This window comes from Hyunsoonleella pacifica (genome assembly GCF_004310335.1).
In the GTDB taxonomy this organism is placed as follows: domain Bacteria; phylum Bacteroidota; class Bacteroidia; order Flavobacteriales; family Flavobacteriaceae; genus Jejuia; species Jejuia pacifica.
The window spans coordinates 241,279-259,771 of the sequence record NZ_SIRS01000003.1 but is presented as its reverse complement, the minus strand read 5'-3'; the positions used below and the strand labels follow the sequence as shown (position 1 = coordinate 259,771).

At 33.4% G+C, this 18,493-nt stretch carries 21 protein-coding genes; 20 read left to right on the top strand and 1 reads right to left on the bottom strand.

Features of this window, described 5'->3' with window-relative positions; all coding sequences use genetic code 11:
• Positions 1-144 precede the first annotated feature (144 nt).
• The 5 genes from gcvH (at position 145) to EYD46_RS07430 (ending at position 5,010) form a co-directional block, all read left to right on the top strand.
• Entirely contained in the window at positions 145-525 is a 381-nt protein-coding gene (gene gcvH / locus EYD46_RS07450) for a glycine cleavage system protein GcvH (protein ID WP_130936451.1), read from the top strand.
• On the top strand, positions 518-895 hold the full coding sequence (locus tag EYD46_RS07445) for a VanZ family protein (protein WP_130936450.1): 378 nt from the start codon (positions 518-520) through the stop codon (positions 893-895). Before gcvH ends, EYD46_RS07445 begins: the two co-directional genes overlap by 8 nt.
• Positions 896-957: 62 nt before the next feature.
• Positions 958-1,677: an energy transducer TonB gene (locus EYD46_RS07440; protein WP_130936449.1), complete on the top strand. Its 720-nt coding sequence runs from the start codon at positions 958-960 to the stop codon at positions 1,675-1,677.
• 217 nt (positions 1,678-1,894) lie between these two features.
• Positions 1,895-2,695 carry an energy transducer TonB gene (locus EYD46_RS07435; RefSeq protein WP_130936448.1) on the top strand — a complete coding sequence of 267 codons (801 nt, stop codon included), beginning with the start codon at positions 1,895-1,897 and terminating at the stop codon, positions 2,693-2,695.
• Between the two features lie 221 nt (positions 2,696-2,916).
• Entirely contained in the window at positions 2,917-5,010 is a 2,094-nt protein-coding gene (locus tag EYD46_RS07430; protein ID WP_130936447.1) for a gliding motility protein RemB, read from the top strand.
• A gap of 105 nt (positions 5,011-5,115) precedes the next feature.
• Here the strand turns inward: EYD46_RS07430 and EYD46_RS07425 are convergent, their stop codons facing one another.
• Complete coding sequence (locus EYD46_RS07425) at positions 5,116-5,973, bottom strand: MBL fold metallo-hydrolase (protein ID WP_229731321.1); 858 nt, start codon at positions 5,971-5,973, stop codon at positions 5,116-5,118.
• Positions 5,974-6,093: 120 nt separating this feature from the next.
• Here EYD46_RS07425 and cyoE point away from each other — a divergent pair, with 120 nt between their 5' ends.
• The 15 genes from cyoE to tsaB all read left to right on the top strand — a co-directional run bounded on the left by cyoE (position 6,094) and on the right by tsaB (position 18,493).
• Positions 6,094-6,987 carry a heme o synthase gene (gene cyoE / locus EYD46_RS07420; RefSeq protein WP_130936446.1) on the top strand — a complete coding sequence of 298 codons (894 nt, stop codon included), beginning with the start codon at positions 6,094-6,096 and terminating at the stop codon, positions 6,985-6,987.
• Between the two features lies 1 nt (position 6,988).
• Positions 6,989-7,570, top strand: a complete 582-nt coding sequence (locus tag EYD46_RS07415) for a cytochrome c oxidase subunit 3 (protein WP_130936445.1) — start codon at positions 6,989-6,991, stop codon at positions 7,568-7,570.
• Positions 7,571-7,816: 246 nt separating this feature from the next.
• Positions 7,817-8,809 (top strand): cytochrome c oxidase subunit 3, encoded by a 993-nt coding sequence (locus tag EYD46_RS07410; RefSeq protein WP_130936444.1) that lies wholly within the window; start codon positions 7,817-7,819, stop codon positions 8,807-8,809.
• 51 nt (positions 8,810-8,860) lie between these two features.
• Positions 8,861-9,241, top strand: coding sequence for a cytochrome C oxidase subunit IV family protein (locus EYD46_RS07405; RefSeq protein ID WP_130936443.1), 381 nt, complete (start codon positions 8,861-8,863; stop codon positions 9,239-9,241).
• A gap of 99 nt (positions 9,242-9,340) precedes the next feature.
• A complete protein-coding gene (locus EYD46_RS07400; protein ID WP_130936442.1) occupies positions 9,341-10,066 on the top strand; it encodes a hypothetical protein in 726 nt (241 codons plus the stop codon).
• Positions 10,050-10,802 carry an SCO family protein gene (locus EYD46_RS07395; RefSeq protein WP_130936441.1) on the top strand — a complete coding sequence of 251 codons (753 nt, stop codon included), beginning with the start codon at positions 10,050-10,052 and terminating at the stop codon, positions 10,800-10,802. The genes EYD46_RS07400 and EYD46_RS07395 overlap by 17 nt, the downstream gene beginning before the upstream one ends.
• Positions 10,795-11,328: a DUF420 domain-containing protein gene (locus tag EYD46_RS07390; protein ID WP_130936440.1), complete on the top strand. Its 534-nt coding sequence runs from the start codon at positions 10,795-10,797 to the stop codon at positions 11,326-11,328. The genes EYD46_RS07395 and EYD46_RS07390 overlap by 8 nt, the downstream gene beginning before the upstream one ends.
• A gap of 13 nt (positions 11,329-11,341) precedes the next feature.
• Positions 11,342-11,560, top strand: a complete 219-nt coding sequence (locus EYD46_RS07385) for a hypothetical protein (protein WP_130936439.1) — start codon at positions 11,342-11,344, stop codon at positions 11,558-11,560.
• 107 nt (positions 11,561-11,667) lie between these two features.
• The gene (locus EYD46_RS07380; protein WP_130936438.1) at positions 11,668-12,369 is read left to right on the top strand and encodes an ABC transporter ATP-binding protein; all 702 of its coding nucleotides are present in this window, start codon (positions 11,668-11,670) and stop codon (positions 12,367-12,369) included.
• Positions 12,362-13,591, top strand: a complete 1,230-nt coding sequence (locus EYD46_RS07375; protein ID WP_130936437.1) for an ABC transporter permease — start codon at positions 12,362-12,364, stop codon at positions 13,589-13,591. The genes EYD46_RS07380 and EYD46_RS07375 overlap by 8 nt, the downstream gene beginning before the upstream one ends.
• Position 13,592: 1 nt before the next feature.
• Positions 13,593-14,837 (top strand): ABC transporter permease, encoded by a 1,245-nt coding sequence (locus EYD46_RS07370; RefSeq protein ID WP_174719897.1) that lies wholly within the window; start codon positions 13,593-13,595, stop codon positions 14,835-14,837.
• Positions 14,838-14,849: 12 nt separating this feature from the next.
• Positions 14,850-15,971, top strand: coding sequence for an efflux RND transporter periplasmic adaptor subunit (locus EYD46_RS07365; RefSeq protein ID WP_130936436.1), 1,122 nt, complete (start codon positions 14,850-14,852; stop codon positions 15,969-15,971).
• Between the two features lie 2 nt (positions 15,972-15,973).
• Positions 15,974-17,305: a TolC family protein gene (locus EYD46_RS07360; protein ID WP_130936435.1), complete on the top strand. Its 1,332-nt coding sequence runs from the start codon at positions 15,974-15,976 to the stop codon at positions 17,303-17,305.
• A 22-nt stretch (positions 17,306-17,327) separates the two neighbouring features.
• Positions 17,328-17,822, top strand: coding sequence for a TlpA family protein disulfide reductase (locus tag EYD46_RS07355; RefSeq protein ID WP_130936434.1), 495 nt, complete (start codon positions 17,328-17,330; stop codon positions 17,820-17,822).
• On the top strand, positions 17,822-18,493 hold the full coding sequence (gene tsaB / locus EYD46_RS07350) for a tRNA (adenosine(37)-N6)-threonylcarbamoyltransferase complex dimerization subunit type 1 TsaB (protein ID WP_130936433.1): 672 nt from the start codon (positions 17,822-17,824) through the stop codon (positions 18,491-18,493). The genes EYD46_RS07355 and tsaB overlap by 1 nt, the downstream gene beginning before the upstream one ends.

Sequence of the window (18,493 nt, the reverse complement as noted above, 5' to 3'; positions counted from 1 at the left end):
TTAATAAAATAAAAATATCATTTAGACAAGAAGAGTTAATGATGATATAACAGCGCGATCAAACAGTTTTTTAATTAACACAAACCTATTTGAAATCTAATTTCGAATAGATACATTTGTGAAAACAATTTTTAATTTTTCATAATGAACATACCATCAGAATTAAAATACACTAAAGACCACGAGTGGGTAAAAATTGAAGGAGACATAGCCATCGTAGGTATTACCGATTTTGCACAAAGCGAACTAGGAGACATTGTTTATGTTGAAGTTGAAACTTTAGACGAAACTTTGGATGCTGATGAAATTTTTGGTACAGTTGAAGCTGTAAAAACAGTTTCCGATTTATTTTTACCATTATCAGGAGAAATCGTTGAGTTTAATGAAGCCTTAGAAGACGAACCAGAAAGTGTGAATTCAGATCCTTATGGTAGTGGATGGATGATAAAAATCAAGTATTCTGATGCTTCACAAATAGAAGGTTTGCTATCTGATGAAGATTATAAAGCATTAATAGGTGCTTAAAAAAGTAGCGCTTTTCCTTGCAATTTCTTACACCATTGCTTTAGCAACAGTAAGTTTAATTAATTTAAGTGGAAAATTACCTGATGTGGAAGTTGATTATGGTGATAAAATCTTCCATTTTTTAGCTTATGCACTGCTTTGTTGGTTATGGTATATAGTATTTTATTTTAAACAAAATCTACCCAAAAAGAAAGCAATATTAAGAGCAATAGTATTGTCAATAATTTTTGGTATACTTCTTGAGATATTACAAGGAACAATAACATCTCACAGATCGTTTGATGTTTACGATGCCCTAGCTAATAGCTTAGGAGCATTGTTGGCAGGAGCGCTTTTGTTGATGAAAGGAAGGATACAAGTTAAAAATTAATAAAGACTTGCTTTTTTCCTAAATAAGTACTTATTTTAGCAATCTGGAAAAACAATAAAATTATGGAACCTAAAAAAAATCCAAAAGCTAACGTAGGCAGAAACAGTGGTTTGTTTTTTGCTATAGGTTTAGCATTAATGCTATTTTTAGCATATTCCGCTATCAATTACAAAACCTACGATAAGGCTGATATTGATATAGGACAATTAAACCTAGAAGAAGAGTTAGAAGAGGAAATACCATTAACACAACAAATTGTAACACCTCCACCTCCACCTCCACCTCCAGCAGCTCCAGAAGTAATCGAAGTAGTTGAAGATGAAGAAGAAGTTGAAGAAACAGTTATTGAATCTACTGAAGTTGATCAAGAAACTGAAATTGTAGAGGTTGAAGAGATTGAAGTTGATGCAGTTGAAGAGGATGTTGAAGTACCTTTTGCAGTAATTGAAAATGTTCCAGTTTTCCCAGGATGTGAAAAAGGTAACAATGCAAAGAAGAAGAAATGCATGTCTGATAAGATTCAAAAATTTGTTCAAAGAAAATTTAATACAGAATTAGCAGGTGACCTCGGGTTGTCAGGAAGACAGCGTATCAATGTTATTTTTAAAATTGATAAAACGGGTAATATTACTGGTATTCGTGCAAGAGCACCACACCCAGGCTTAGAAAAAGAAGCTAAACGTGTTATTGGTCAATTACCTAAAATGAAACCAGGAAAGCAAAGAGGTAAACCAGTTACTGTGCCTTATTCTTTACCTATCGTTTTCCAAGTACAAGATTAAATTGGTTCTGCCATAGCAGAAACCATAAAAAATAAAATCCCGCTACATTATTTGTAGCGGGATTTCTTGTTTTGGTATGCTTCTTGTGATTTTATCATAATATTAACATCACAACTATGATAATGAAATGAATAAGACCAATTCACTGTTTTTTGCATGCTAACAGTTCTTAATCTTATGAATTTTTTTCATTGTAGTTTTAGAAAAATCACAACAAATGAAAAATTCAAAACAATCTCACGACATCGTTCGGCAAAACGATGATAGCGTGAAAAAATCACATCGGCATGATGCAAATTTACAAAAAAACTCAACCCTCTTTTTTCAAGTAGGCCTTATTGTTTGTCTTTTGGCAACCTTAGGTTTATTGGAAATGCGATTTGAAACTAAACCTGTAGATGTTGCTTATAACTATGAGGATCCTAATGATGTCTTTGATATGGAGGCTATTAATTATAAGCATTATGTGAAACCAGAGCAAAAAAAACAAATAAAGAAGCAGGAAAAAGTGACCAAGAAGTTTGTTGACAAATTTGAGGAAGTTAAAGATGATAATGATTTACCTGAAGATTTTGTTGAAACACCAACAAAGAAAACAACAGATCAGCTATTCAATCCAGACGGAGTAGACAATATTGAAAAGCCAGATATTCCAGATGAAGTAGATTTTATTTTAATTGAGAATGTTCCTGTCTATCCAGGTTGCGAAGATAAAGTTGGAAACAAAGCTCGAAAAAAATGTATGTCTGATGCTATTACAAAATTGGTACAACGTAAATTCAATGGGTATGATATAGCTTCTAGGTATGGATTAGAAGGAAAACAAAGGATAAGTGTACAGTTCTTAATAGATAAAACTGGAAAGGTTTCTGATATAAAAACTAGAGCACCACACGAAAAATTAGAAGCTGAAGCGAGAAGAGTAGTTAATAAAATCCCAGAAATGAAACCAGGAAAACAACGTGATAAACCAGTTGGGGTTCGCTATACACTCCCTATTATATTTATAGCAGAGTAATAATTATAATTTAGCATGCATAAAACCGTTATCTTTTAAGATAACGGTTTTTTTATATCAATAAAGAATATTCAATCATCTTAATAAAATATACTATCTTTCAGTCCAAAATGTAATCATATCTATAATATGAAATGAGCTATTGCAATACGTTGATTTTTTTGCCAAAATATCCAATAGCGAATTACATCTGACCTTTTAAAAACAATAAAATTTATCAGATGAAACAATTTGTAGCCCTTCTACTTTTTATTTGTTACCATACTGCCTTTTCTCAAAATGAAGACATTTACGAAAAACCGCCTGTTTTTCCTGAATGTTCTAATATAGCCATTGATAGTCTGCAACAGTGTTTTAATAAACATGTATTTCAGCACGTAAAAGATAATTTTAAAGTGCCTCAAAATGTAATTGATGAAGATTATAAAGGCAAAATAGTAGTGCTTTTTGAGGTTGATACTATAGGTACATTTAAAGTGATGTATGTTGATGCTTTGTATGATGAATTAAAGCAAGAAACCCAACGGGTTTTTGATTTATTTCCAAAAATAACACCCGCAACATATAGTGGACGTAAGACTTTTAGACAATATTCCATTCCAATTCAAATCCCAATTGAAGATTTTAAGCTGTCAAGTTCAAAAAACACGCAAGAAGTCAATCAAATAGAACAAGAAGCTTTAGCAACAAAACAAGAATTTGATAGTGTAAATAGTACATTAAAATCCTATACAAATAAAGCATTAAGGAGCCAGTTAAATATTCAGTTTACACATAGTGATTATGCAAGATTTGATAGAGCAATAAACCTTGTAGGGACGAATAGCCATACAGCACAAAAGCCATTCTTGTATGAAAACGTTTCCAAATATTATGATTTTGAAGCAGAGAGAAAAACATTGACAAAGGATGCCGAGACTTGGGCAGGAAAAAAAATATGGAATGAACATTTGGTACAGATTGAAGGTAAAGATTATTGGTTCACGATAGACCCAATTTTTGATTTACAAACAGGAACAGACTCAGAAGGAGGAAGTACTTACAATAACACCAGAGGTATTTGGGTTCAAGGCGGTTTAGGTAAAAAATTTAATTTTTACACTACGATTTTTGAAAGCCAAGGGCGGTTTGCTGATTATGTAAATAGATACATTGAAAGTATTAGAGCCTCAGGTTCTGAGCCCATAGTGCCAGGGAGAGGTGTTTCAAAACGGTTTAAAACCGATAGCTACGATTACCCAGCAGCAGAAGCATATCTGTCGTATTCGCCAGCAAAGTTTTTAAATGTTCAATTTGGACATGGTAAAAATTTTATTGGAGATGGATATCGTTCCTTAATTTTAAGCGATGTTACCAGTCCGCATCCATTTTTAAAATTAAACACCAACTTTTGGAAGATTAAATATACCAACACCTTTATGTGGATGCGCGATGTAAGACCGGAAGTTAAAGAAGATGGTGCTTTTTTAACTAAATATATAGCCAACCATTATTTAAGCTGGAATGTATCTAAACGTTTAAATTTAGGTTTTTTTGAATCGGTATTATGGACTAACAGTAATAACCGAGGCTTTGACGTCAATTATTTAAATCCTATTATTTTTTACCGTGCCATAGAGTTTGAAACAGGGCAAGATGCAGGTAATGCACTTTTGGGAGCCTCAGGTAAATATAAATTTAGTGATAATGTTAATGCTTATGGACAATTTATTCTAGATGAATTTTCCCTAGGCGACGTTAGGGCAGGTAACCAAAGTTGGAAAAATAAGTTTGGATACCAGCTAGGTGTTAAATACTACAATGCTTTTAATGTAGATAACTTGTTGTTGCAATTGGAGTTAAACCGTGTAAGACCCTATACTTACTCGCACAATACCATCGTTTTAAATTACGGGCACAACAATCAACCTGTAGCACATTTATGGGGTGCTAATTTTAGTGAAGTTATATTAATTGGGCGTTATCGCAAACAGCGTTGGTTTGGAGATGCAAGACTTATTTTCGGGACTCGAGGTTTTGATGTTTTAGATGGAACAGACAACTTTAATTACGGTGGTAATATTTATCGCGTTGAAGGCGATAGACCAGCTGACACAGGCATTGAAATAGGACAAGGTATAAAAACAAAAACCTTTTATGGTAATTTACAAGTGGGATATTTAATAAACCCAGCGTCTAACCTTAAACTATTTACCGATTTAACTGTTAGAAATTTTAATCCCGATGTCACTACAATAGATACCTTTAAAAACAATACTGTTTGGTTAAATTTTGGATTAAGAACCGATTTGTTTAATTGGTATTTCGACAACTAGGGTTGTTTTGTTGTACTGGTTTTCAGCATCTCAGTAGCTGTCATTCCTGCGAAAGCAGGAATTTATTTTTAACTATCCAGATATTAAAAAGTAATGTTTACCTCTTCAAACTCTTATAAAACGTCCTTCTATCTTTTCTGAATTAATAAAGCAACATCCATAATCTAAATCATCATACGTTTTTGTTATTGAAGTATTAGCAGCAACGTCATCTTCGGTTTTTCCAGCTTTTATCTCTGCTAAAACTTTTGTTTTTACATTTTTTAGCATATTTAAAAAAGTTTCATACTCGGCTTTATTGGATAACTCGCCATGACCTGGGATAATTTTAGTGTTTTCATCTATTAACATTAAACCTGTTTTTACAGCATTAATGTATCCGTTTACACTGCCTCCAGATTTTAAATCGATGTAAGGGTAGCGTCCGTTAAAATAAGTGTCGCCTGTGTGTAGCACGTTACTTTGGGTAAAATACAGTAGCGAATCCCCATCAGTATGTGCATTATCTACATGAATTACGATAACCTCTTCACCATTTATTTGTACGGTTAATTTATCATTATAAGTAATCACTGGTATTGCAGCTTCAGGGCTTTTTTCTTTAAGTCGTTTTTTTACATTATCATGTGCCATAATGGTAGCTCCAATGTTGCCAAAATTTTCGTTGCCACCAGTGTGGTCGCCATGATGGTGGGTATTCATGACATATTTTACAAGTTTGTCGCTTAGCTTTTTTAGGGCATTCACAATCTTTTTAGTTAAAGGTGCAAATTGGTTATCTATTATTAAAACACCATCTTCTCCTATTGAAACCCCAATGTTACCACCTGCACCAACAAGCATGTAAGTGTGATTAGTAAGCTGTGTTGTTGTAATAGTTACTTTATCAAATCGTCCTTGTGCGTAAGTTGAAAGGGTAATTAGGAAGAAACAAAGAAATGTGTATGGTGTTGCAGATTTCATAGATTTTTGTTTTTTTTAAGAGCGTGTATTAAAGATATTAAAAGTTTGTCTTCCATTGCTCAAATTAGTTTTAAGGCGTATCTTTGCACTCGCAAATAAAAAGCGATTAATAGGATAGCCTTGAGTAACACAAAAACTTCAGTAGCAGCACCTTCGGTAATTTCAGATTTTAAAGAAATTACAAAAATGCGCTTATCAATTAGTGTTGTGTTTTCTTCGCTTGTAGGTTATTTGTTGGGTGTTGATATAGTCGATTTTAAAATACTTGCCTTACTTGCTTTAGGCGGTTATTTTATGGTGGGAGCTTCTAATGGTTTTAATCAGATTATTGAGAAGGACTTGGATGCGTTGATGAGTAGGACTAAAAACAGGCCTATACCTGCAGGTCGTATGTCGGTTACTACAGCATTTATTATCTCATCTATTTTTACGCTTTTAGGTATTATTATTTTGTACAGTATCAATAAGCAAACCGCTATGTTTGGTGCTATTTCTATTTTTTTATACACCTGTGCCTATACACCTTTAAAAACAAAAACACCTTTAGCTGTTTTTGTAGGAGCTATACCAGGTGCTATTCCATTTATGTTAGGGTGGGTAGCTGCAACGGATGATTTTGGAATTGAACCAGGAACTTTATTTGCGCTTCAATTTTTTTGGCAATTCCCACATTTTTGGGCTATTGGCTGGTTTTTGTATGATGATTATAAAAAAGGTGGATTTTTTATGTTGCCTACAGGAAAACAGGATAAAGGAACAGCAGTACAGACCATAATGTATTGTATCTGGACAGTAATAATTTCTATCATCCCCGTGTTTGGATTTACGGGGCGATTACATTTATCCATTATTGCTGCAATTATTGTTTTTGGATTAGGATTATGGATGATTTATTACGCTGTAAGGTTGTTTAGATTAATGACGGAAAAGGCAGCTAAACAATTAATGTTGGTAAGTGTATCTTATATTACATTGGTGCAAATAGTTTATGTAATTGATAAATTTTTAAGTTAACATGGATTTAACTCAAGGAACACCTAAAGATAAAAATAGCAGAGCAAAGAAAATGATGCTTTGGTTTGGTATTGTGTCTTTAATAATGAGTTTTGGAGGCTGGACGAGTGCGTTTTTAGTAAGTAGATCAAGGCCAGATTGGGTTACTGATTTTGAGTTGCCTAATGCTTTTGTTATTAGCACAGTGGTAATTGTGCTGAGCAGTATTAGTTTTATTTTAGCAAAGCTAGCTATAAGAAAGGGTAACCGTGCTCTTGCAACAGTTTTATTGTTAATTACTTTAGTGTTGGGTGTGTTGTTTATTATAAACCAGGTAAATGGTTTTAACCAGATTATTGATTTGGGTTATAATTTTACAGGACCTACCAGTAACGTTACCATGTCTTACATTTATCTAATTGCTGCTGTGCATATTTTACATGTAGTGGCTGGATTGATTTGTGTTTTAGTGGTAATTTATAATCATTTTAAACAAAAGTATAATTCGGAGAATTTGTTAGGCTTTGAGTTAGCAGCTACGTTTTGGCATTTTATTGATATACTGTGGATTTACTTGTTTTTATTCCTCTATTTTGTAGGGTAAAGTGCTTGTATACAGTAAGATGGTGTGTGTTTTAACTGGTAGATGGCGGGTAAGCCTGCATTAGGGATAGAACGGCATGTTTGAAATCCCCGACGTTAGGAGGGATTGAGTAGTGAAAGCCCGACGCGACTCAAGGAGGGTAATGCCAATAAAAGAAAAAATCTAGGTCTATTTTTAGAGTGCGATATTTCGTTAGATGAATAAAATGATTATTTTTGTGCAACTTTTAAATAACAACCTTTATATATGAGTACAGCAGTAGCAGAAGGCAAAACTTGGGGCGGAGGAAATAAACCTTTACAGGCAAGTTATGGTAAAATGATGATGTGGTTTTTCATCGTTTCTGATGCATTAACATTCTCTGGGTTTTTGGCAGCCTACGGTTTTTCAAGATTTAAGTTTATAGATGCATGGCCTATTGCAGATGAGGTGTTTACACACTTTCCGTTTTTACATGGTGTAGATGCACCGATGTATTACGTGGCTTTTATGACGTTTGTACTTATTATGTCATCTGTAACTATGGTACTGGCAGTAGATGCAGGGCACCACCTGAATAAGGCTAAGGTTACATTATATATGTTCCTTACTATTATAGGAGGAATAATATTTGTTGGGTCTCAGGCTTGGGAATGGAATACATTTATTAAAGGTGATTATGGTGCTGTACAAACTAGAGGTGGTAACATTTTGCAATTTGGACACTACGTTGATAATGATGGAGAGAAAGTGTTTAAGCGTGTTGCTGTAAGAGATTTTGCTGTTTCTGCAGCTCATCAAGATAGAACACAGCATGAGAGAAAGAATGGGTTGTGGTTTGTTAGCGAAGGTAGCTTACCGAGTTTTACTATGGATGAAGTGATTCATGGCTTACAAGCTAACAAAGATATTTTGGTAAGAACACAAATAATAAATGACGAAGGCGAAAAAACTGTTTTAACTAGAGAAGAGTCTATAAACCAAATTATGAAAAATGGTAAAGTTTATGTTGAGGGTGCTAACCTTCATGTAAATGAATACGGATCACCATTATTTGCTGATTTCTTTTTCTTTATAACAGGATTTCACGGGTTTCACGTATTTTCAGGAATTGTTATAAACATTATTATTTTCTTTAATGTGGTGTTAGGTACTTATGAAAGACGTGGCAGTTACGAAATGGTAGAGAAAGTTGGATTATACTGGCACTTTGTAGATTTAGTTTGGGTATTTGTATTTACATTCTTCTACTTAGTTTAAAAAAAAATTATCTCCCAAGGCATTGGGATTAAATGAAAATATATTTTAAAAATGGCACACGAACATAAATTAGCAATATTTCAAGGTTTACTTAAATTTAAATCTAATACTCAAAAAATTTGGGGTGTTTTAGTTTTTTTAAGTTTAGTAACTGCAGTTGAGGTTATATTGGGTATTTATAAACCAGAAAGTTTAATGGCTAAATTTTTAGGCATGAAGATTTTAAACTGGATATTCATTATACTTACTATCGTAAAAGCCTACTACATTACATGGGATTTCATGCACATGCGTGACGAAACCAAAGCACTAAGACGTATGGTAGTTTGGACTACTATATTCTTGATTTTATATTTAATATTCATTTTATTACAAGAAGGAGGCTATGTGTTTGATGTATATGACGATGGATATATAAAAAGAGATTTTTAAGCACAATTTAGTGTTAAAAATATACAGCTAAGGTGGTTTTTAAGAACCACCTTTTTTATTTTTGCAAAAGTATTTACTAAAAGGGTAATCTAAAGTTTTATGAAATATAAAAAAGCAGGTATATACGCAATTTTAGGAATTCTTTTTTTTCTTCCAGTTACCTTCTTATTGTTTTTATATCCAGCAACTCATAATTATACACCCCTTGATATTGTAAATGAAAATGTGCTAGATTTAAACGATTTTAATTCTAATACCGAAGATAGAATTGTTCTAAAAGATCATATTACCGTATTAAGTTTTTTGGGTGCTAAACCTATGGAACGATTAACAGCGACTTCTAATTTAAAGGAGTTAGTATATGATAAGTTTAAGGGCTTTAAGAAGTTTCAAATAGTTTTAATTGCACCTCTAGCAAGTAAAGCGGATGCTGAAAAATTACGAAAGGAGATTAGCCTTTACGAAGATTTACGTTTCTTACATCTAGTATATGGTACACCACAGCAAATAACTAAGCTGTTTAATAGTATAAAATATACCCAATCTTTAGATGCAAATTACGCCACAGATGATGTTTTTATTATTGATAAAGATTTGAGCCAACGTGGGCGTATTGATGATAGGGAAGACCGTGAAATAGAAAAAGATAAACCTATCTATGGGCTTAATTCATACAACTGCATAGAGGTGGCTACCATTAAAAATAAAATGAGTGAGGACTTACGTATCTTGTTTACTGAATATAGGCAAAAACGCAAAGGCGAATTTAATTCTGATACACGAAGAGCAGAGGATTTAAAAGGAAGAGATGAAACAAAAGAATAATTACTCTTACATAGGTATAGCATTTGTGATTCTTGTTTTTGGTATATGGTTTGTGCCAAGAATTGTAGATAGGATAACTAATAATGACGTGTCGCGCAACGAAAGCAGAAGCGATCAAAAACGAGAACAAGTGAAAACGTCTACTGCTTCTGATTTGGCATTTATTGAAAATAATGGTCAAAAGCGTAAAGTACCAGAATTTAGTTTTACAAATCAAAACGGTAAGTTAATTACCAATAAGGATTATGAAGGAAAGGTATATGTTATAGAATTCTTTTTTACAACCTGCCCAACCATTTGTCCAAGAATGAATAATAACTTGGTTAAAATTCAAAACGAGTTTAAGGATTTACAGAATTTTGGTGTAGCATCGTTTACCATAAATCCAGAATACGATACTCCTGAAGTCTTAAATGAATATGCCGTAACCTATGGTATTACAAACCCTAACTGGCATTTGATGACTGGGGATAAAGGAACCATATACGAGTTGGCAAACGCAGGGTTTTATATATATGCTGCCGAAAACAGTGCTGTAGAAGGAGGTTTTGAGCATTCTGGAAACTTTGCGTTGATAGATAAAAATGGCTTTATCCGTTCGCGAAAAGATACATTTGGAAATCCTATAATTTATTATAGAGGTATTGCTTCCCAAGAGGAAGGTGTTGATGATAATGGAGAAAAAGAGCAAATTGGTATTTTAAAAGAGGATATAAAAAAGTTGCTAAATGAATAATTCAGAAAAGTTACTCGATGAAAAAAAGTATAACACCTTAATTGTTGTATTGTCTATAGCTATTCCTGTTGTAGTAGCTGTTTTGTTTGGTGTTAAGATTGATGCGACATTACCTGTATTTTTACCGCCAATATATGCAGCTATCAATGCGGTTACTGCTGGGGTTTTAATAGCAGCCTTAATAGCAATTAAAAATAAAAAGATCAAACTACATGAGCGCTTAATGAAGTTAGCTATCGTTTTATCTGTGTTGTTTTTAGTAATGTATGTAGCTTATCATATGACTAGCGATTCTACTAAATTTGGAGGCGAAGGTGCAGTTGCATATATCTATTATTTCATTTTGATCTCACATATTTTATTGTCTGTAGCAGTTATACCTTTTGTTTTGATAACTTACGTTAGGGCTATTACCAATAATATAGAACGGCATAAAAAAATAGCCAAAATTACATTTCCTTTATGGCTGTATGTAGCTATAACTGGTGTGGTGGTTTACATTATGATTTCTCCTTACTATACCTAATGCTTTTAAAAAGATGAAGTCTAAAGTTGTCTTATTGCTTGTTTCCTTTTTCTTGTTCTTAGAAAGTAATGCGCAATGTGCGATGTGTCGCGCAGTATTAGAGAGTGAGGAAGGGCAAACTGCAGCTGAGGGTATTAATAATGGTATTATGTATTTAATGGCTATCCCTTATATATTGGTTGCTGGTGTTGGTTACCTGATTTACAGGAAGTTCTATAAGTTAAAAAAGTAATAAAAGTTTTTTCACACATTTTTTGTAACATTTCTTTGTAATGTTAGTCTTATTGCAAAGCGCATTGGTTAAAAGTGACTAATTGAACGTTCTCAATCAATCAAAAAATGTTAAAAATAAACGCATTACACAAGTCCTATGCTATAGGTGATTCCAGTTTACATGTTTTAAAAGGTATAGATTTATCTGTAGAAGAAGGTGAGATGGTAGCTATTATGGGATCTTCAGGTTCAGGAAAATCTACCTTATTAAATATTATAGGAATGTTGGATGTTGCAGATTCTGGAGAATATATTCTAGATGGTTTGCCAATTGATAATCTTACCGAAAAAAAAGCAGCAGTGTATAGGAATAAGTTTCTAGGGTTTATATTTCAGTCCTTTAACCTCATTAACTACAAAAATGCACTAGAGAATGTAGCATTGCCATTATATTATCAAGGTTTAAAACGTAAAAAGCGTCAAGAGCTGGGGATGTTTCATTTAGAGAAAGTGGGTTTGGCAGACTGGGCACACCATCTTCCTAAAGAACTGTCTGGCGGGCAAAAACAACGTGTAGCCATTGCCAGAGCCTTAGCCGCAAACCCTAAGTTACTTCTTGCTGATGAGCCTACAGGGGCATTAGATACCAAAACGTCATACGAAATTATGGAGTTTATCCAACAGCTTAATGATGAAGGAAAAACCATTTTAATGGTAACCCATGAGGAGGATATTGCAAATATGTGTAAGCGTATTGTAAGATTGCGCGACGGTGTTATAATGGAGGATAAAAAAGTAACCCAAGTAAGAGCCAATCAGTATGTTTGATTTAGACCTTTGGCGGGAAATATTTCAAAGTATAAATAAAAACAGAACGCGTAGTTTGCTTTCAGGTTTCACTATTGCATTTGCTATTTTATTGTTTACCATACTTTTTGGTATTGCCAATGGTCTTGAAAACACATTTATTGAATTATTTGGTACCGATGCCCGAAATTCCATTGTTGTATTTCCAGGTAGAACCAGTAAAGCTCACAAAGGATTACAATCTGGACGTAGAATAAGGTTTAAAAATGAGGATTATGACTATATAATTAAGGAGTTTGGAGACGACGTTGAGTTTATCACATCTAAAGTAAATAGAAATGTAGAAGCGTCTTTTAAAGGAGAAAAAAATTCTTATCAAGTGAGAGCGGTACATCCAGAGCACATGTACATTGAGAATAATATTGTTGAAAAAGGACGATATATCAATAATTCCGATTTAGAGAATAGAACTAAAGTAGCAGTTATTGGAGAGGCCATAAGTGAAGATTTATTTGCAAACCAAGAAGCTATAGGAAAGTATATTAACTTAAGCGGAATCCCGTATAAAGTTGTAGGGATATTTTCTGATGACGAAGGAGACAGTGAAGAAAACGTTATCTATACACCAATTACAACGGCACAACGTGTTTATGGTAATAATGATTATATAGATTTTATTCATCTTACCTATAACCCAAAATTAAGTTACGATCAGGCCATTGCATTTGGTAATTCACTAACCTTAAAATTGAAAGAGAAGTTTGATGTAGCAAGAGATGACCAAAGGGCTATTAGGGTAAGAAACTTTGCAGAAGGCACCAAAGGCGTGAGCCAGATGATGTTTGTGTTAAACTTTATAGTATTGTTTGTTGGACTAGGAACTTTAATAGCAGGCATCATGGGAATAAGTAATATAATGGTGTTTATTGTTAAAGAACGCACCAAAGAACTTGGTGTTAGAAAAGCTTTAGGCGCTTCTCCAAGATCTATTGTATCTATAATATTATTGGAATCTATCCTGATAACATCTTTAGCAGGCTATGTTGGGCTATTAATAGGAGCAGCAGTTTTAAAAATTATGGGCCCTGGTTTAAAAGATTATTTTATTACTAATCCAGGAGTAGATACATCAGTTGTAATAGGAGCAACAATTTTACTAATTATTTCAGGAGCACTAGCAGGATATTTACCTGCGAATAAGGCATCAAAAATAAAACCAATAGTAGCATTAAGAAACGAATAGAATGATAAAGTTTTTATTTGATGGTGATACATGGCAAGAGTTGTACGATAGTATTCGGAAGAATAAACTACGCACGCTTGTTACCATTTTTGGTGTTGGCTTTGGGATATTTTTGTTAATAGTATTATTGGGTTCAGCCAAAGGGATGGAGAATAGCTTTAATAGGTTGTTTGGCGATTTTGCCACGAACACTGTTTTTATTTGGGGGCAACGTACCAGCAAGCCTTTTAAAGGGTTTCAGGAAGGAAGAAGAGTGCAATTAAAACTAACAGATGCATACAGGGTAGAAGAGAATATTCCGGGAGTAGAATTTGTAGTTCCTAGAAATCAAAGAGGTTCCCAAGTTAATAGAGGTTTTTTATCTGGGAGTTTTCAAATAGGCGGAGATTATCCACTTTTAGATGAAGTTGAAAAGAAAAAATTAATCCATGGCCGTTTTATCAATGAAAACGACATGCTAAATAAAAGAAAAGTAGCCGTTATTTCTGAAGATGTATACAAACAGCTATTTAAAAAAGATGAAAAAGCAATTGGAGCATATATAGAAATAAACGGTATAAACTTTAAGGTGGTAGGAGTATTTAAAGTGTCTAATATAAATATGGGGCCTCGCATTAATATGCACATACCATTTACAACTTTTCAGCAAATCTTTAATCAAGGAGGAAGAATTGGTTGGATGGTAATAACCGCAAAACCAGAATTTAATATTGTTCAAGTAGAAAAAGATAGTAAACTGTTGCTTAAGAATATGCATAATATTCATCCTGATGATCGAAGAGCTTTTGGGAGTGCAAACGCAGGGAAAGAATTTGGAAAAGTTACAGGGTTTTTAACCGGAATGCAATTTTTAACATGGTTTGTGGGTATAGCTACATTAATAGCAGGTGTATTTGCGATTGGTAATATTTTGTTAATCACAGTAAGGGAGCGTACAAAAGAAATAGGTTTAAGACGAGCCATAGGAGCTACTCCCTTGGAAATAATGAGTCAAGTAATACTCGAAGCAATAGTACTATGCTTAATAGCCAGTGTTATTGGGATTATCTTTGGAGGGCTAACATTAATGCTAATAAATGCCACAGTGGGTCAAGGGCCAGATGCTACTTTAGTTAATCCATCAGTTTCCATTGCTGTAGTAGGCTTTGCACTTATAATTTTAGTAGTTCTGGGCGTGTTAATTGGTTTAATACCAGCCTTTAAAGCAAATAGTGTAAAACCCATAGAAGCATTAAGAGAAGAATAAACAATCAAAAAAATGAATAAAACAGTAAAAATTATTTTAGTTCTATTAGCGGTCGTCGCTTTAGTCTTTGTATTAAGGTATTTTATGGATGCTAATTCAAAAGATATAGAGGAGTTTGATGTGGCTCAACCATTTTATACAACTATTAGCTCACAAGCTGTAGCAACAGGTAAGTTAAATCCAGAAGAAGAGATAGAGTTAAAACCTCAAATCACAGGAATTGTGGATAAGATTATTGTAGAAGAGGGAGATAAGGTTAAAAAAGGAGATTTAATAGCCCAAATAAGGGTAGTGCCCAACGAACAAAGTTTGGCTAATGCAAAAAGTAGAATCGCTACCTCAAAACTATCAGCAGACAATGCTACAACTCAATTTCAAAGAGATAAAAAGTTATTTGAAAAAGGGGTTATTTCCATTCAAACTTTTGAAAATAGCGAGTTAACTTATAAGCAAGCATTAGAAAACCTAAGACAAGCACAAAACGATTATCAAATTATAAAACGTGGCTCTATATCTGGTGGTAGTGCCGCCAATACCAATATCATAGCTCAAATTTCTGGAACCATTTTAGAGATTCCTGTAAGAGAAGGAGATCAAGTTATTCAGAGTAATAACTTTAATGCGGGTACAACCATTGCAACAGTAGCAGATATGAGTAACATGATTTTTGAAGGAAAGGTTGATGAGGCTGAGGTTGGAAAACTAGAAGAAGGTAAGGATATAAAAGTTGTGCTTGGTGCAATTAATGATAAGGAATTTCCAGCCAAATTAACTTTTGTAGCACCAAAGGGTATAGAGGAAAATGGAGCAGTTCAATTTACCATTAAAGCTAATGTAAAGCTTGATAGTATCTCAAATATCAGGGCAGGGTATAGTGCCAATGCAGAAATAGATTTAGAAGGTAAAGACAGTATACTCGCCATAAAAGAAGCATTGTTACAATACAAAAGATCTAGTGATAAACCTTATGTAGAAATTCAGGATGAAAATGGAAAATTCAAACGAAAAAATGTGAAAATTGGAATTTCTGATGGTATTAATGTTGAAATTTTAGATGGTATAGAAGAAGGGGATAAAATTAAAGTATGGAATAAAGCTTCTGATGATAAGGAAGATGAAGAAAACGATAATTAATAATGAAAAAGTTAATTAGAAATACAATTATATTAAGTATATGTTTTGTTGGAATCTCTGTATTTTCTCAACAAAAAAAATGGACACTTCTAGAATGTGTTAATTATGCTTTAGAGAATAATATCACAGTATCTCAAAATGAAAATTCTATTCTTCTTAACGAACAAGATGTTATTGAAGCTAAAGGACAATTTTTACCTTCTCTAGGAGGTAACATTAGGCATAATTTATCTATTGGTAATAGGGAGCTGTTTCCTGGACAGTTTGTTGATAGAACTGATAATAGCACGAGTATTGGAGTAAGTGCAAATCAAACTATATTTAATGGTTTCAGATTGACCAATTTATATAAACAATCAGAATTAAATTTAGAAACCAGTAAACTGGAACTGAGCCGAATTAAGGATGATATTTCTTTAAATGTAGTAAATTCATACCTCAATGTTTTATTTAATAAAGAACGTTTAGAAACTGCTAAGGCGCAATATGAGTTTTCAAAAAAGCAAGTAGAACAAGTAAAAGAGTTGGTAGATGCAGGCACGCAGCCAAAAGTTAATATTTATGATGCCGAGGCAACTTTAAGTACAGATGAACAGAGTTTAACTATTGCTGAGAATAATTATAATTTAGCGTTGCTTACATTATCGCAATTGTTACAATTGCCTTTTAACGGATTTGACGTTGAGATTATTGAAATAGATAACCCATCAGAAACCTTATTATACGATAATGTTTCCCCAATTGTAGATCATGCTTTTGAAAATAGAAATGAGATTAAAGTAGCTGAAAAACGAATTGAAAATGCTGAATTAGGTACAGAAATTTCAAAGTCAGGATATTATCCATCATTGACGTTTAATTATGGTTTTGGGTCAAATGCTTTTTTTACCAACGTATTGGATACCGAAGCAGATTTTATTTCTCAATTAAATAACCAAAAAGCACATGCTTTTACCTTGAATTTAGGCATCCCTATATTTTCTAGATTTCAAAATAAAACAGCAGTTGCCAGATCTAGAATTCAAGAAGAACAGGCAAAATTAGGCCTAGAGCAGGCAAAATTAGATTTAGAATCTAACATCCAACGTGCTTTTACAGATGCCCAAGCAGCATTTAAGGCATACAACGCAGCTAAAAAATCTCTAAAGTCGCAAGAGTTGGCATTCCAAAATGCTCAAGAACGTTATAATATTGGTGTTATGAATGCTTTTGAGTTGGAGCAATCTAGGGTAAGATTTATTAATGCGGAGTCTGCCTTAATTAATGCTAAATATGATTTTGTTTTTAAGACAAAAGTTTTAGACTTTTACATGGGAAAGTCTCTTACCAATTAGGAGATCCTGTGAAACTCTAATTATGAGAAAAATTGTATTGGTTTTTGTGTGCCTATCTTGTTTTGTTGTAAACGCACAAAAAAAGAAAATTTGGGCGAAGTCTTTTCTTAATAAAAAGGCACCCGAATTAGTTGTAGAGAAATGGCTTACCGATGCTCCAGACACTAAGGGAAAATTTATCCTTTTAGATTTTTGGGCCACTTGGTGTGGACCTTGCAGAAAGGCAATTCCAAAGCTTAATAACTACCAAAAAGAATTCAAAGAGCATTTAGTGATTATTGGTATAAGTGATGAAACCAAAGCTAAAGTAGAAACAATGAAAACGCCTGTGATGGAGTATTACAGTGCCATAGATACCAAAGAACGCTTAGAACAAAAATATAAGGTAAAAGGTATTCCACATTGTGTACTTATAGATCCTAATGGGATAGTACGTTGGGAAGGTTGGCCAGATTTAAAAGACTTTGAATTAACATCAGAAGTTATAAAAGATATCATTGAAAAATACAGCTCTTAATGTCTATAATACTTAGTTTAGAAACAGCTACTACTAACTGTTCGGTGGCATTATCAAAGCATGGACAAACCATTGCTTTAAAAGAAGATGCTAGAAATGGTTATTCCCATGCTGAAAAATTACATGTTTTTATCAATGAAGTTTTAAAAGAAGCTAATGTTAAGCGTTCTGATATAGATGCTGTTGCGGTTAGTAAAGGCCCTGGCTCTTATACGGGTTTGCGTATTGGTGTTTCAGCTGCAAAGGGGTTGTGTTTTGCTCTAGATAAACCATTAATTTCCTTGCCTACATTAGAGGTTTTAGCACAGCAAGTTTCTATCGAAGAAGGTGTGATTATACCTATGTTGGACGCGCGACGGATGGAGGTGTATTCTGCTATTTTTGATGCAAAATACAATCAAACAAGAGATACCCAAGCCCAAATATTGGATGAAAGCTCTTTTAGTGAATTCCTAAAACAAGGAAACGTATATTTTATTGGTAGTGGTGTGGAGAAAACTAAAGAAATTATAGAGTATCCAAACGCTGTTTTTATAGAAAACAAGTTACCATCTGCTAATGAAATGGGAGCTTTAGCTTATGATAAGCACAAAATAAGCGACACCGAAGATGTCGCTTATTTTGAACCTTATTATTTAAAAGACTTTGTAGCTATTAAGCCTAAATCTTAA